General features: G+C 65.8%; 15 protein-coding genes. 12 read left to right on the top strand and 3 right to left on the bottom strand.

Translation table 11 applies throughout. The features are described 5' to 3' along the window. Positions 1-13 precede the first annotated feature (13 nt). The 11 genes from ACZ46K_RS27720 to ACZ46K_RS27670 all read left to right on the top strand — a co-directional run bounded on the left by ACZ46K_RS27720 (position 14) and on the right by ACZ46K_RS27670 (position 10348). Positions 14-1237: a cytochrome P450 gene (locus tag ACZ46K_RS27720; protein ID WP_054804806.1), complete on the top strand. Its 1224-nt coding sequence runs from the start codon at positions 14-16 to the stop codon at positions 1235-1237. A gap of 76 nt (positions 1238-1313) precedes the next feature. Further along, entirely contained in the window at positions 1314-1874 is a 561-nt protein-coding gene (locus tag ACZ46K_RS27715) for a TetR/AcrR family transcriptional regulator (protein ID WP_464749495.1), read from the top strand. Between the two features lie 3 nt (positions 1875-1877). Then, complete coding sequence (locus ACZ46K_RS27710; protein ID WP_464745922.1) at positions 1878-3104, top strand: cytochrome P450; 1227 nt, start codon at positions 1878-1880, stop codon at positions 3102-3104. Further along, positions 3097-3882 (top strand): SDR family oxidoreductase, encoded by a 786-nt coding sequence (locus ACZ46K_RS27705; RefSeq protein ID WP_054809951.1) that lies wholly within the window; start codon positions 3097-3099, stop codon positions 3880-3882. The genes ACZ46K_RS27710 and ACZ46K_RS27705 overlap by 8 nt, the downstream gene beginning before the upstream one ends. Continuing rightward, a complete protein-coding gene (locus ACZ46K_RS27700; protein WP_464745920.1) occupies positions 3879-5291 on the top strand; it encodes a cytochrome P450 in 1413 nt (470 codons plus the stop codon). Before ACZ46K_RS27705 ends, ACZ46K_RS27700 begins: the two co-directional genes overlap by 4 nt. Before the next feature lie 2 nt (positions 5292-5293). Beyond that, a complete protein-coding gene (locus ACZ46K_RS27695; protein ID WP_054806739.1) occupies positions 5294-5488 on the top strand; it encodes a ferredoxin in 195 nt (64 codons plus the stop codon). Between the two features lie 14 nt (positions 5489-5502). Beyond that, positions 5503-6054: a Cif family virulence factor gene (locus tag ACZ46K_RS27690; protein ID WP_054806738.1), complete on the top strand. Its 552-nt coding sequence runs from the start codon at positions 5503-5505 to the stop codon at positions 6052-6054. Continuing rightward, positions 6048-7307, top strand: a complete 1260-nt coding sequence (locus ACZ46K_RS27685) for a hypothetical protein (protein WP_054806737.1) — start codon at positions 6048-6050, stop codon at positions 7305-7307. Before ACZ46K_RS27690 ends, ACZ46K_RS27685 begins: the two co-directional genes overlap by 7 nt. 372 nt (positions 7308-7679) lie before the next feature. Further along, positions 7680-7931 carry a hypothetical protein gene (locus ACZ46K_RS27680; RefSeq protein ID WP_464745917.1) on the top strand — a complete coding sequence of 84 codons (252 nt, stop codon included), beginning with the start codon at positions 7680-7682 and terminating at the stop codon, positions 7929-7931. Beyond that, entirely contained in the window at positions 7931-9412 is a 1482-nt protein-coding gene (gene tnpB, locus ACZ46K_RS27675) for an IS607 family element RNA-guided endonuclease TnpB (RefSeq protein ID WP_464745915.1), read from the top strand. The genes ACZ46K_RS27680 and tnpB overlap by 1 nt, the downstream gene beginning before the upstream one ends. A 258-nt stretch (positions 9413-9670) precedes the next feature. Beyond that, on the top strand, positions 9671-10348 hold the full coding sequence (locus ACZ46K_RS27670) for a GMC oxidoreductase (protein ID WP_464745913.1): 678 nt from the start codon (positions 9671-9673) through the stop codon (positions 10346-10348). 86 nt (positions 10349-10434) lie between these two features. Here ACZ46K_RS27670 and ACZ46K_RS27665 read toward each other — a convergent pair whose 3' ends face one another. Together ACZ46K_RS27665 and ACZ46K_RS27660 are read right to left on the bottom strand one after the other, a co-directional pair. Continuing rightward, complete coding sequence (locus ACZ46K_RS27665; protein WP_054810826.1) at positions 10435-11898, bottom strand: FAD-dependent oxidoreductase; 1464 nt, start codon at positions 11896-11898, stop codon at positions 10435-10437. Between the two features lie 26 nt (positions 11899-11924). Continuing rightward, positions 11925-12776, bottom strand: a complete 852-nt coding sequence (locus tag ACZ46K_RS27660; protein WP_464745911.1) for an LLM class F420-dependent oxidoreductase — start codon at positions 12774-12776, stop codon at positions 11925-11927. 141 nt (positions 12777-12917) lie between these two features. Between ACZ46K_RS27660 and ACZ46K_RS27655 the strand changes: the two genes are divergently transcribed. Then, positions 12918-13571: a TetR family transcriptional regulator gene (locus ACZ46K_RS27655; RefSeq protein WP_054807926.1), complete on the top strand. Its 654-nt coding sequence runs from the start codon at positions 12918-12920 to the stop codon at positions 13569-13571. Positions 13572-13602: 31 nt separating this feature from the next. Here the strand turns inward: ACZ46K_RS27655 and ACZ46K_RS27650 are convergent, their stop codons facing one another. After that, positions 13603-14448: a hypothetical protein gene (locus ACZ46K_RS27650; protein WP_464745909.1), complete on the bottom strand. Its 846-nt coding sequence runs from the start codon at positions 14446-14448 to the stop codon at positions 13603-13605. Positions 14449-14529 lie beyond the last annotated feature (81 nt).

Raw genomic sequence — 14529 nt, 5'->3', positions numbered from 1 at the left:
CGTGAGGCGCACCATGACGACATCCCACATCGACTTGAAGAACCCCGACCTCTACACCGAGGGTGTCCCGCACGCCTTCTTCGACGACCTCCGCCGGCAATGCCCGGTCTACTGGCAACCCGAGGACGACGGGCCCGGCTACTGGGCAGTGACCCGGCACGCCGACGTCATCGGCGTTTCACGCGACACCACGTTCTCCGCCGCGATGGGGTCCACCCAGATCGACGAATTCGACGAGGAGACCCGCCTCAAACAGGCGTCCATGCTCCTCAACCTCGATCCACCCGATCACACCCGCTTGCGTCAGCTCGTCAGCCGCGGATTCACACCGCGTGTCATCAAACAGCTCGAAAGCCACATTCGCGACATCTGTACGCGCGTGGTCGACGACCTGATCGAGGTGGGCCGCGACGGGCAGGTCGTCGACTTCGTTCCGGTCGCGGCTGCGCCGTTGCCGCTCGAGGTGATCGCTGCACTGCTCGGTGCGCCGGCCGAGGATGTCGGCAAGCTCTACGACTGGTCGAACAGGATGATCGGCTGGGACGACCCCGAGTACGGCAGCACTCGGGAGGACGGCGAACTCGCAGCGGCAGAGGTCTTTCTGTATGCCAACGAGATCGCAGCACGACGACGCGTCGAGCCCCGTGACGACATCGTCACCAAGCTCGTCACTCCGGACGAGCACGGCGACACGCTCACCGAGATGGAATTCGACATGTTCTTCGTGCTTCTGGTGATCGCGGGGAACGAGACCACCCGCAACGCGATCTCCGGAGGCGTGCAGGCCTTCATGGAGCATCCCGACCAGTGGCGGCGCCTGCAGGGCGAACCGGAACTCGTGTCGAGCGCCGTGGAGGAGATCCTGCGCTGGGTCAGCCCTGTGATCGGCTTCCGTCGTACCCCGACCTGCCCCGCTGCGATCGGTGAGCAGCAGGTACAGGGGGGAGACAAGGTGGTGGTCTATTACCCAAGCGCGAACCGCGACGCCGACGTGTTCGACGACCCCCATGTCTTCGACATCGCGCGGGACGACAACCCGCATGTGGCGTTCGGGGGTACCGGGGTGCACTTCTGCCTCGGTGCGCACCTGGCGCGCCTCGAGTTGAAGGTCATGTTCGAGACTCTCGCGGCGCGCCTCGACCGCGTCGAGCCGGCAGGGCCCGCCCGGCGTCTGCGATCGAACTTCATCAACGGGATCAAGGCGATGCCGGTGCGGATCTACCCGCGCGAGGCGTGAATTCATGCGAGAGATGGTCGACGACCATTGCCGGACGCCGACTGCCGTAGTAATGTCCAGACACGTGTCCAGAAATGTGAATCTCGAATCCACCCGACGTCGGCTCACCGAACGCCAGGCCGACACCGTGCAGCGGCTGACGCAGGCGGCGGTCGAAGTTCTGGGCGAAGAGGGATTCGCAGGGCTGACCGTCCGCATCGTCGCCGCCCGCGCCGGCGTGGCTCCCGCGACCGCCTACACCTATTTTTCGTCCAAGGAGCACCTCGTCGCGGAAGTGTTCTGGCGCCGACTCGCTGCCGCGCCCGGCGACGGCTCCGACGAATCCGGTCGGGTCGACCGCGTGGTGGCAGTGCTCAGGGGCGTGGCGCTGCTCATGGCCGACGAACCGGAGCTTGCTGCCGCGGTCACGAGCGCACTGCTCGGCCGCGACCCCGACGTCGAGCACCTGCGCGCGCGAATCGGGCTCGACATCCGCGAAAGGCTTTCCGCCGCACTCGGAGACGAACCCGATCTCGATGAGCTCGAAGCGCTGGAACTTCTCTATGCCGGAGCGCTCGTGCGGGCGGGAATGGGTTACGGAACATACGAAAAGCTCGCCGACAGGCTGGAAACTTCGGCCCGACTGTTATTGGAGTGATCCATGATCCAGGCTCCCCCGGAGTCGGTATCGCTCGACCCACCGACGTTCGATCCCTACGACTACGCCTTCCATGAGGATCCGTACCCGACCTACCGTCGGCTGCGTGAGGAGGCGCCGCTCTACTACAACCCCGATCTGAACTTCTGGGCGTTGTCGCGACACGCCGACGTTGTCGCCGGCTTCCGCGACAACGCGCGGCTGTCGAGTGCGAACGGTGTTTCGCTCGATCCCGCTGCGTACGGGCGCAACGCCCACAAGGTGATGTCGTTCCTTGCGATGGACGACCCGCGGCACATGCGCATGCGACAGCTCGTGTCGAAGGGCTTCACCCCGCGGCGGGTCGCGGAACTGCAGGAGCGGACTCTCGAACTCACCCTGGGGCACCTCGAACCAGCCCTCGCCGGAGGCGAATTCGATTGGATCACCGACTTCGCGGCCAGATTGCCGATGGATGTGATCTCCGAGCTCATGGGAGTTCCCGAGGCCGATCGCGCCGAGGTGCGGAGGCTCGCGGATCTCGTCGTGCACCGAGACGAGGGTGTGCTCGACGTCCCGGTCTCGGCGATGGACGCGTCGCTGCACCTTGTGGGGTACTACGCCGATATGATCGCGGAGCGTCGGAAGTCGCCGACCGCCGACCTCACCTCCGCGCTGCTCGACGCCGAGATCGACGGCGACCGGCTCGACGACGACGAAATCATCGGTTTCATGTTCCTGATGGTGGTGGCCGGAAACGAAACCACCACCAAGCTTCTCGGCAATGCGCTCTACTGGGGTGCTAAGAACAAGAGTGAAGTGGCGCAGGTGCTTTCGGATCCAGAACGCGCACCGGAGTGGGTAGAGGAAACGCTGCGGTACGACACCTCCAGTCAGCTTGTCGCCCGCACCGCGGCGGCAGACATCGATCTGCACGGCAATACGATCCGGTCCGGCGACAAGGTGCTGCTGCTCATCGGATCCGCCAACCGCGATTCTGAGGTGTTCGACGACGCCGACGAATTTCGCCTCGGCCGCGACACCGCAGGAAAACTCGCGAGTTTCGGTGCGGGAGTGCACTTCTGCCTCGGCGCCCACCTTGCGCGCCTGGAAGCGAACATCGCCCTCGAGCAGTTCGCGCGTCGCGTCGCCGACTACGAGATCGACTTCGACCGCTCCGAGCGGGTCCACTCCACCAATGTGCGCGGCTTCGCCGCCCTCCCCATGAAAGTGACGGAGCGACATGCCTAGATTCGAGCCACACCCCGAGCGCAGGCCCGCGCTCGTCAGCGGTGCCTCGTCGGGAATCGGTTCGGCCACCGCGTACGCGCTCGCCGAACTCGGTCATCCTGTCGCGCTCGGTGCCCGCCGCGTCGACGAGTGCCGGGCCATAGCGGAGAAGATCCGCGGCGAAGGCGGCGAAGCGTTCGCCCACTATCTCGACGTGTCGTCCACCGACTCGGTCGACGCATTCGTCACCGCTGCCGAGGAAGCACACGGCCCCACTGAGATCGTCGTCTCCGGTGCCGGCGACATGGACTTCTCACTCGTCCACGAGATGGACCCGGAACGGTTCGAGTTCCAGGTGAACGTGCACCTGAACGGCACGCAACGCCTCGCGCGGCGGGTGCTCCCCGGAATGATCGAACGCAAGCGAGGCGACTTCGTCGTCATCGGTTCGGACTGTGCCGACGTCCCGCGCCCGCGGATGGGTGCCTACGTTGCCGCGAAGACCGGCCTCGAAGCTCTCGTCGTCCAACTGCGGATGGAACTCGAAGGAACCGGAGTGCGTGCCTCCACCGTCCGACCCGGCCCCACTCAGACCGGTGCCGGAATGACCGCACCGGCCGAGGTGGTAGGCCCACTCCTCGAAGACTGGGAGCACTGGGGCTTCGCTCGCCACCCGTATTTCCTCCGCGCGTCGGATATCGCCGCCGCCGCCGCGACGGTGGTGTCCGTACCCCGCGGCGCCCACATCGTGCTCGTCGAAGTGCAGCCCGAAGCACCCTTGCGGAAGGAAGAGAAGTGACCACTGGGACATCGGACACCACTGGGACATCGAACAGCGGAGCATCTCACACGGCCGTCGCACCGCCTCGCGTCTCCGGCGGCGAACACGAACACGGACACCTCGAAGAACTACGCACCGACCCCATAGCCCTGATGAACCGCGTCCGCGACGAATGCGGCGACGTGGGCATCTTCCAGCTCGCCGACAAGAAGGTCGTGCTGCTCTCGGGCGCCGAAGCCAACGAGTTCTTCTTCCGTTCGTCCGACGAGGACCTCGACCAGCAGGCTGCCTATCCCTTCATGACGCCGGTGTTCGGGGAGGGCGTCGTGTTCGATGCGAGCCCCGAACGGCGCAAGGAGATGCTGCACAACACGGCACTGCGCGGCGAACAGATGAGGGGGCACGCGGCGACCATCGACCGCGAGGTCCAGGACATGATCGCCGGGTGGGGCGACGAGGGCGAAATCGACCTCCTCGAATTCTTCGCCGAGCTGACGATCTACACGTCGTCGGCGTGTCTGATCGGCAAGAAGTTCCGCGACGAGCTCGACGACCGCTTCTCGCACCTCTACCACGATCTCGAGAAGGGCACCGACGCACTTGCTTTCGTCGACCCCTACGCGCCGATCGAAAGCTTCCGTCGCCGCGACGAAGCGCGCCGCGGACTCGTCGACCTGGTGCAGGGCATCATGAACGGTCGGATCGCGCATCCGCCACAGGGCAAGGAAGACCGCGACCTGCTCGACGTGCTCGTCTCTATCAAGAACGAGGACGGCACCGAGAGGTTCAGCGCCGACGAGATCACCGGCATCTTCATCTCGATGATGTTCGCAGGGCACCACACGACGTCCGGGACCGCGGCGTGGGCGTTGATCGAGCTGCTGCGCAACCCGCAGAACATGCAGCAGGTGACCGACGAACTCGACGCGATCTACTCCGACGGCGCTGACGTGAGTTTCCATGCGTTACGCCAGATCCCGAATCTCGAGGCGGTACTCAAGGAGACGTTGCGGATGCATCCGCCGTTGATCCTGCTGCTTCGGGTTGCGCGCGCCGACTTCGAGGTGGCCGGTTACCGCATCGCCGCGGGCGATCTGGTGGGAGCCACCCCGGCGATCTCCAACCGCATACCCGAGGACTTCCCGAATCCGGACATGTTCGACCCGGGTCGATACATCGACCCGAACCAGGAAGACATCGTCAACCGATGGACCTGGATTCCCTTCGGGGCGGGCAGGCACCGGTGCGTCGGCGCCGCGTTCGCGCTGATGCAGCTCAAGGCGATATTCTCGATCCTCCTGCGCGACTTCGAGTTCGAACTCTCCCAGCCGTCCGACACCTACCGCAACGATCACTCGAAGATGGTGGTGCAGCTCGCGCAACCGTGCGCGGTGCGGTACCGCCGACGCGTCCGGGAAGCGGAGTAGTCGTGAAGATCGAAGTGGATCTCGACCTGTGCCAGGGGCACGCCATGTGCGAGATGGAAGCACCCGACGTGTTCACCGTCCCCAAACACGGCACCGTGGAGGTCCTTGTCGACGAGGTCCCCGAGGAGCGGCGCGACGACGTCGAAGCCGCTGTCCGGTATTGCCCCACCCAAGCGTTGCGATTAGTTCAAGACTGACGACAGGAGACGCCATGTCCACGTTCGATCGTGCTGAGCTCGACGAGATGATTGCCCGCTGGCTCGATGCCAACAAGCGCGCCGAGGCCGAGCAGGACTGGAAGCCGTTGGCCGAGATGTACACCGAAGACGCCACCTACGGTTGGAACTACGGACCCAAGGACGATTTCATGGCTGTCGGCCGTGACGAGATCCGCGAACTCGCACTCGGACAGGAGATGCGAGGACTGGAGGGATGGGAGTACCCCTACCAGCAGGTCGTCATCGACGATCGCACCGGCGATGTGATCGGCCTGTGGAAGCAGATCGCTGATGCGAAGCGTGACAACGGTGAGCGCTACGCGTTGCACGGCATCGGTGGCAGCTGGTTCCGCTACGGTGGCAACTTCCAGTGGTCGTGGCAGCGCGACTTCTTCGATTTCGGGAACGTGTCGCACCTGTTCCTCGAGATGATCACCGACGGGGCGTTGTCCGACGGCATGAACAAGCGCATCGAGAGGTCCACGTCCGGCAAGCGGCTCCCCGGCTGGTACCCGGCGGGCCAGGCACCGGTGCCGCTGTGGTGACCACCGTGCGTGCCGGCTCATCGTTCGAGGCGTTGTCGCGAGGTGATCTCGCGGTCCTCGTCCCTGAGCTGTTGCTGTGTGGCCAGCTGATCGACCGCTCCGGAATGGCCCACCTGATCTCGGCTTTCGGCCGGGAAGGGATGGCGGCCGTCGCGATCGAGGAGTGGCAGGCGTCCTCGCCCTGGTACACCCGGCGTATGCAGCAGGCGCTGAAATACGAGGGCGACGACATCGTGACGATCTTCAAGGGCCTGCAACTCGATATCGGTGCACCACCGCAGTTCATGGACTTCCGGTTCCGCGTCGACGACCGCGATCACGGCGAGTTCTGGCTCGACCACTGCGGTGCGCTCATGGACGTCGAACCGCTCGGCGAGGAGTACGTCACCGCGATGTGTCACGACATCGAGGACCCGACCTTCGATGCCACCGCGCTTGCGACGAACCCATATGCTCAGGTCAGGCCCATTCATCGACCGCCCCGCAGCCCCGAGGATCGGCACCCGCACTGCGCCTGGACCGTGACGATCGACCCGGCGCACGTACCGCCGGTCGTCGAACCCCACACCGAGGCATTGGGACGCACGGCGGCGAGGTCGGTCGAACTGAGCCCGATCGTCCCCGGAGGCGGTGGACGCGATGACTATTCGGGGCCGTTGCTCTCGGACGTGCGCTTCGACGATTTCTCCCACTCTGCGCTTGTGCGTATCGCCGAGGAGGTGTGCCTCCAGCAGCACATGCTCACCCTCGGATTCCTGATCGGTGTCCGCAAGCGCACCGACGAGGCATCTGCGTCCACGCTTCTCCGGAAGCAGCTCACCGGCATCGCGGGCCTGACGTCGGAACGGATCCGCAACGCCCTCGGGCTGTCCGGAACTTTCGACGGACTCGCGAAAGTGCTCGGTGTCCACCCCGTCCTCGCGCCGCAACAGTACGTCGGGCGCACCATCGAGGTCCACGATGATCACGTCAGGCTACGTCTCGGCCGTGACGGGGGCATCGATGTCGACGGTGGGTGGACGACCTTCATCGACGCCGATCACCTCGCACCGCTCGATGCGCTCGTCCGCGGGGTCGACCCGCACTTCTCGACGCGGATCGTCGAGGAGTCACCCGACGCACTCGTCGTCGACGTGATCCGGGACGAGACGCCGGCGCGTGAGTCGAAGGACGTGCAGGTCACCAGATTCAGCTCCGGCGCGGCGTTCGTGTTCGCCGACCGGGGGATTCCGCTGCCACTCACAGTGCTCTGACCTTCGAATCCAGGCCAAGGGGGTTGAGAACTGCTCGACATTCTGTGAACAAACATGATCGAATGCGTTCCACAAGGCGTGGAGTCACAGACTACGTATCGATGATCCGTCAGGACCCGGATGCCGACACCCCGGTCGCCGGCCACGTCGAACACGATCCGGCTCGACGTACCTGATGCTCGACTTGGTGGTGTACGCGCGGGTCTCGTCACACGAGCAGCGCGGCGACCCGGGCAGGCAGGTCGCGACAGTCACGCAGTGAGCCGCCACGGACGGACACCACGTCGGCGAGGCGCTCACCGAGGCCGGGTCCGGTGTGCAAGGGACACGTCCGTAGATCCGGCGGGGGTTCTGTCGGACCTCTCTGCGAGCATGGCCGTCGTGGAGTACCCCGACCGTTCGGCCTGGCTTGGAGTCGAGCATCTGACGGCGGTCCTGCCGACGCAGGGCCGCCGGATCGTGGTGACCGACGACGGTGAGACCGAGGACGATCTTGTCCTGAACATGATCGAGGTGCCAGCCTCGATGTGTGCCCGCCTCTACAGTCGTCGGGGTGCGAGGAACCGCGCGATGCGTGCGGTCACCGCCATCAAGCAGGACAGGCATGCCGAGGTGAGCTCCTGATGGCCAGATTCGAAATCCCGCACGGGTGGACGGCGCAGGCCTACCGGTTCGCGCTCGACCCCACGCCCGCGCAATTGCGGGCGTTCCGCTCGCACGCCGGCGGTGCCCGCAAGGCGCACAACACGATGCTCGCTGCCGTGAAGGTGGTGATGGATCAGCGGCAGGCCGAACGCTCCTACGGCATCGCCGACGACGAGTTGACGCCATCGTTGAACTGGTCACTGCCCGCGTTGCGCAAGGTGTGGAACGCCCGCAAGGACGAGGTGGCGCCGTGGTGGGCCGAGAACTCCAAGGAGGCATACAACACCGGGTTGGATGCTCTCGCCCGCGGCCTCGACGCGTGGTCGAAGTCCCGCAAGGGTAAACGGGCCGGGAAGACGATCGGATTCCCCAGGTTCAAGACCGCCCGGTCCCGCGGGTCGGTGCGGTTCACCACCGGCGTTTTGCGCGTCGAGACCGACCGACACCATGTCACCTTGCCGAGTTTGGGGCGGATCAAGTCCTGCGAGTCCACCCGGAAGCTGGCGCGCCGCGTCGAGGCGGGCACCGCGCGGATTCTGTCGGCCACTGTCTCCGAGGACTCGGCCGGTCGGTGGCACGTCGCCTTTCAGGTGCTGGTCCAGCGCGCGGTCGCGGTGCCCGCTCATGTGGGACTCGGCGATCCGGTGGTCGGTGTCGATGTCGGGGTCAAGGCCGACGCCCTCCTGGTCGTTGCGGCACCGGACGGCCGCGAGATCGGCCGGGTCCCGGCACCGAAGTCCCTGACCGGAGCCCAGGCCCGGCTGCGGGCACTGCAACGCAGGGCCGCCCGCCAGCACGGCCCGTACGACCCGTCGACCAAGACGAAGCGGCGGCCGTCGAAACGCTGGGGGAAAACTCAGCGACGAATCGGCCGGACCCACGCGCATGCGGCGGCGGTGCGCCGCGATGTGCTGCACAAGGCCACCACCGAGTTGGCGCAGCGGCATCAGGTAATCACGGTGGAGACGTTGAATGCGTCGGGGATGCGTTCGGCAGGCGGTGCCTATAAGCGTGGTCTGAACCTGGCCCTCGCGGACGCGGCGTTGGCGCAGATCCGGCGGATGCTGTCCTACAAGACCACGTGGTATGGCTCGGTGTTGGTGGAGGCCGGCCGGTACTTTCCTTCCAGCAAAATGTGTTCGGGATGTGGCAGGCGAAAACCAAACCTGACCCTCGCGGACCGGACGTATGTGTGCGACCACTGCGGCCTGACGATCGATCGTGATCTGAATGCCGCGATCAACCTCGCCCGCCTCGGCGAGACCCACCGCACGGGTACAACGGGGACCGGTACCGGGAGTAGCCCGGCCGCCACCGATTCGGGTGGAGACGGACGTGGAGCCACGCGGGAGTCCGCGACTACGGAAGTGGTCAACGCCGCAGGCGATGAAGCGTCAACCCGGCACCAGCAGTCGCTGGGTGAGACCGGGACTGTCTCATCGGAAGGTGAGGCTGCCTGATGGCGAAGCAAGCAAGGCATGCTCACGTTTGCTCACCAGAAGGCAACGGGGAAACATTGAGCACTGCGCTGTCACGCAGGGCTTTTCTGGGCGGTACCGCCCCCGCGGCGGTGGGTCTGACCTTGACCGCGGTTCCGCGTGCCCGCGCCGCGGTCACTGACGAATACCACCGCGTCGACGTCATCGGTAGCGGTTTCGGCGGTGCGATCACCGCGATGCACCTCGGACGTGCCGGGGTGCATACTCTCGTCCTGGAGCGTGGAATCCGTTGGCCAACAGATCCTTCTGGGATCGGGGTCGACCGGGACCACCCGTCTGTTGATGAAGGCGTACGGCAAGGGTTTGATCGCGGATCTCCCCGATGCGGTGGGAACAGGATGGGGAAACAACGGCGACCGGGTGTTCTCGGTGACGTCGCCGCTGGCCAGCCCCGGTGCGTTCCAGGGAGGTCCGGCGTGTGTCGGCATGCGCGACCATTCCGACCCGGCGGGTGCGCTGATGATCGTCACGGGGCCGGTCCCGTTCCCGGCAGACGTGGGGACGACATCGGTGATCGGTCTCGGAGTGGTGAAGGGGCTGGGCAGGTGGCGCTACGACGCCGGCCGCGACGACGCCGTACTGAGTTGGGACCAGGCCTACGACCGGGCGCTCACGTGTGCGATCGAAACACGCATTCGCCGCATCGTGGGCCCGGCCGCGATCATGATCGATATCAATGCCGTGGACATCAACACGTTTCATCCCCTGGGCGGGGCCCCGCTCGACACGGTGTGCGATGACGCGGGGCGGGTTCACGGGCAGCGGGGGCTGTACGTCGTCGACGGCGCGAAGATCCCGGGATCGACGGGTGCGTGCAATCCGTCGATGACGGTTGCGGCACTGGCCGAGTACGGCGCGGACGACATCGTTGCCCGCGACCTCGACACCGTGTTCTGAACCCGCCGCGGCATGGCCGAATGTCACCTTCAGCTACTCACATTGACTGAAGGTGACATTCGGCCACAAGCGTGGAAAGTAATGCGTCAGTTCTTCGCTGCGGCGAGGCCCGCGCGGCGGCCGAAGAAGCTGCCGTCCCCGAGCGAGGTGCCGCTCGCATACCCCCACGCGCACACACCCGACGTGCAGCGACCCGCCGCGTACAGTCCGGGGATCGGTTCACCCGAGACGTGCAGGACCTCGGAGTCGACGGTGGTGCGCAGACCACCGAGGGTGAACCCGGCGGTGCAGTTGCGCAGATCCAGTGCGGCGACGGGTGTGCCGATGGGCTTGACCCATTGGGTCTTCTTGCCGAGCACCGGGTCGGAACCGTCGACTGCGTGCCGGTTGTACACCTCGACGGTGGACTGCAAGGTGCCGGTCGGCAATCCCATGTCCGACTCGAGTTCCTCCACCGTTTCCGCTACCCACTTGGGCTGGAATCGGAAATACGGAGTGGAACTCACTGTCGCACAGCCCTCTTCGTATGCACTCTCATCGATGATCAGATATGCCTGATTATCGTTCTTGAGCAGTGTCAGCTGCCCGATCCGGCCGGGATAGGTGTCCTCGGGTACGTAGCGCTGACCGCGGGCGTTGACGAGTATTCCTCGCGCCATCAACTGGGGGTCGCCGAAGAACGCGACCTCGGTCGCGTCCATGTGCGCCAGGTCGGCGCCGAGCGCCTGTGCCATGCGGATGGCGCGACCGTCGTGTTCTTCGATGGCGGCGGCAGGGCGTCCGTTCAACTGCGGCGCATAGGTGGCGACCATGTCCTTGTTGTACGCGAAGCTTCCGGTGGCGAGCACGACCCCTCGACGTGCTCGGATGTGGATGTCCTTGCCGTACTGCTTGGCGGCGAGGCCCACGACGCGTCCGTCGCCGTCGAGGATGAGTCGCTGCACGCGCACGTCGTATTCGGCTCGGACACCGAGTTCTTCGGCCACCTTCGACAGCGGCTCCATGAGCTTGAAGCCGCCGCCCTTCTCCCCGGTGCGCTTGTCGGTCATCTGCGGGACGTGTCCGCGTGGTGCCGGCGTGGCGATCTCGTTGAAGGGTGCCGAGTTCTCACCTCCGGAGAACATGAGTCCGTCGTCGCCGGGGATCTCCCAGCCCGGTTCGCCCCAGAAGCTCTCCTTGAACACCACACCGTTGTCCACGAGCCAGTTGTAGTGTTCGACGCTGCCGTCGCAGTATTCCGAGATCTTCGCTTCGTCGGCTCCCGGGCCGAGTGCGGCGAGCATGAAGACCTTCATGTTCTCGGCGGAATCGTCGAACCCGAGGGCCTTCTGTAGTCCGGTGCCTCCGCCCAGGTAGACGATGCCGCCGGACAGTGACGCGGCTCCGCCCCATCCTCCGGTGCGTTCGAGAACGAGGACCTCGGCGCCGCTGCGGGCGGCTTCGATGGATGCGGACACGCCTGCGATGCCGTATCCGGCGACGACAACGTCGGCCTCGTGATCCCAGGTGATGACCTGGTCGGCATGCAGGGGATGGACGTCGGTGCTCATGTGTGGTCCGTTTCTGGTGCAGGTGGTCAGGAAGCGAGGCCGAGTTTTCCGGCGAGACGGCCGATGTACGAGACGACCTCGTCCGCGGAGCGGTCGGGTAGTCCGAAGATCACTTCGGAGACACCGGCGTCGCGCCACTGGGCGAGCTGCTCGGGGTCGGGGCGGCCGGCGAGTGCGAGCACCTCGGGTGTGCCGGCGCGGCCCGCGTCGGCCCACATCTTGTGCAGGCGTCGCACGTGGTCGACGATGTCCTGCTCTCTGGGGGTCGTGATCCAACCGTCGCCGGAGCGGACGATCCACTCGAAGTTTCGATCGGTGGGGCCCGCGCCGAGCAGTACCGGCGGGCGAGGCTGCTGGATCGGCTTCGGCCACGCCCAACTCGGTCCGAACGACACGAACGTTCCGTCGTAGGATGCCTCCTCCTGGGTCCACAACGCCTGCATGGCTTCGAGATATTCGCGCAGCGCCGTGCGCTTCTTCTTCGGTGGGACCCCATGGTCTGCAAGTTCTTCTGCATTCCAGCCGAACCCGGCTCCGAGGACGACGCGGCCACCGGTGACATGATCGAGCGTGGCGATGGTCTTCGCGAGCGTGATCGGGTCGTGTTCGAGGGGGAGTGCTACCGAGGTTCCCAGTCTGATGGTGGAGGTGACGGCGGCGGCGAGGCCGAGCGCGACCCAGGGGTCGAGGGTGCGCATGTACCGGTCGTCGGGGAGGGTCTCGTTGCCGGTTCCGGGGTGGGCGGATTCGCGCCGGACCGGGATGTGTGTGTGTTCGGGCACGTAGAAGCTGTCGAAGCCGGCGTCTTCTGCGGCTTTCGCGGCGGCGTCGGGTCGGATTCCCCGATCGCTCGTGAACAGGGTGATTCCGTGGCGCACAGTGACCCCTCTCATCGGATGACGCAGAAAATGTAACGCGTTCTACCTTTGGATGGAAGGGTTTCCGGACAGGTGTCTAGTATTTCCGGGTCGGTGAGGTCTCTCCACTACCCTGGACCTGCACTAGCGGAAGGTGGCGTGATGACGGAAGAGTCGACTATGGGAGGCGAGGCGCGGAAACGTCCGGTTGCTCAGTCGCCGGGGGCCGGGCTGAAGCCGGCGCAGCGTGCGCGGTATCTGAGGATCGTCGACTCTGCGAAACAGCTCGCGTCCGAGGGCGGCTACGACGCCGTGCAGATGCGTGCCGTCGCCGACCGGTCGGGTGTCGCGCTCGGTACGGTCTATCGGTACTTCCCGTCGAAGAATCAGTTGCTCGTGGTGGCGATGGTGACCCAGTTCGAAGAGGTCGGCGACTATTTCTCCGGCGCGGAGCTTCCCGGCGACACGCCGCACGAGCGGATCATGGGTGTCCTGCACGCATCCGTCTCCAGACTGGAGCAGGACCCGCAACAATACGACGCGCTGGTGCGTGCCGTGATGTTCGCCGATGCGTCGTCGGCGCCCGAACTCGACCGACTCGGACATGTGCTCACCGAGCTGTTCGCGAAGTCGGCCGGTATCGAGATCGTCACCGAAGAGGTGCTCAACGCGGTACGCATCGTTGCGGACGTATGGATGTCGACCCTGGTCGCCTGGGCCAATGGGCGGCAGAGCGCGGAGGGCGTTCTCGTCCACATGGACACCGCGGTCCGGTTGGTCTTCGATCGCCTCGAACGGCTGCAGCGGGCGAGCTGAGCCCACCCGCTGCAGCCGGTTCCGGTAGGCGTCAGGCGGGCACGTCGACGATGCCGACGGTCGGCAGGAAGAAGCACGACGAGTCGCCGTTCTGTACCGTGCCGAACACCGCGGCGAGGACGGTGCCTGCGCCGGTGTCGACGGGCGCGACGCGTACGCCTCCGAACGGAACGGCCTGGGCCAGGAAGGTGGCGACCGCCTGCTCCGCCAAGGCGCGGGCCGGCCCTGTCACGTTCTCGGGGATTGCGGCGGACCCGGCCTCCTCGAGTGTTCCCATCGGCACCAGTCCGCCCTGGAGTGTGTTGACGTTGAGCCACGCAAGCTGGATCCCGTCGGCGTTCGCATCGTCCTCGAGTCCCATCGGGACGAAGGCGAACAGGGTCTGCGCGGGATCGACGACGTTGAGGGTCTGACCGAGGATCTCCTGGTTCGGCCACGGTCCGGGGAGGGCGCCGGCCATCGCCGGGGCGATGCCGAGTGGCAGGTTGCCGTCGGGTGTGCAGAACGGTGCGCCGGTGGGGTACATGAAGGGTTGTATTCCCAAGGCGCGCAGGAACTCTGTCATCTCGTCGTATGCACCGAGTGGTGTGTCTTCGGCTGCATCGACGGCGCTGCCTCGGGCACCGGCGATGGCTTCGGCCGCAGCGAGCGCGGCCTGGTCGGTGCCCGGAGTCGAGCGCAGCACTCCGAGAGCTGTGGCGAGTGCGCCCTCGACAGCCGGTGCGGCGGATTCTGCGGGTGCGGGGACGTCGGCGATCGGTGACTCCGGTGCCGGTTGTGCGGTGGCGACTGTGGGCAGTGTGAGGCCGGCCGCTAGGGCGAAGGTGGCCGCGGCGGTGAAGTGGCGCATCCGGGGGCGCGTGGTCTTGCGGGTCATGGGGGCTCCTGTGCGTCAGGTCTCGACACGTCGGTCTCAACACATCGATTCAAACACTCAGTCTCAAGTAAAGGTTGAGAC

The organism is Rhodococcus sp. JCM 9793 (genome assembly GCF_055380405.1).
Note: the sequence above shows the minus strand (reverse complement) of the source record. Positions and strands in the feature narration are given on the sequence as shown.

Bases quoted from the DNA above. Each gene is read 5' to 3' on its own strand.
- ACZ46K_RS27720 (WP_054804806.1), top strand. From the start codon at position 14: ATGACGACATCCCACATCGACTTGAAGAACCCCGACCTCTACACCGAG.
- ACZ46K_RS27710 (WP_464745922.1), top strand. From the start codon at position 1,878: ATGATCCAGGCTCCCCCGGAGTCGGTATCGCTCGACCCACCGACGTTC.
- ACZ46K_RS27705 (WP_054809951.1), top strand. From the start codon at position 3,097: ATGCCTAGATTCGAGCCACACCCCGAGCGCAGGCCCGCGCTCGTCAGC.
- ACZ46K_RS27690 (WP_054806738.1), top strand. From the start codon at position 5,503: ATGTCCACGTTCGATCGTGCTGAGCTCGACGAGATGATTGCCCGCTGG.
- ACZ46K_RS27680 (WP_464745917.1), top strand. From the start codon at position 7,680: ATGGCCGTCGTGGAGTACCCCGACCGTTCGGCCTGGCTTGGAGTCGAG.
- tnpB (WP_464745915.1), top strand. From the start codon at position 7,931: ATGGCCAGATTCGAAATCCCGCACGGGTGGACGGCGCAGGCCTACCGG.
- ACZ46K_RS27665 (WP_054810826.1), bottom strand. From the start codon at position 11,898: ATGAGCACCGACGTCCATCCCCTGCATGCCGACCAGGTCATCACCTGG.
- ACZ46K_RS27655 (WP_054807926.1), top strand. From the start codon at position 12,918: ATGACGGAAGAGTCGACTATGGGAGGCGAGGCGCGGAAACGTCCGGTT.
- ACZ46K_RS27650 (WP_464745909.1), bottom strand. From the start codon at position 14,448: ATGACCCGCAAGACCACGCGCCCCCGGATGCGCCACTTCACCGCCGCG.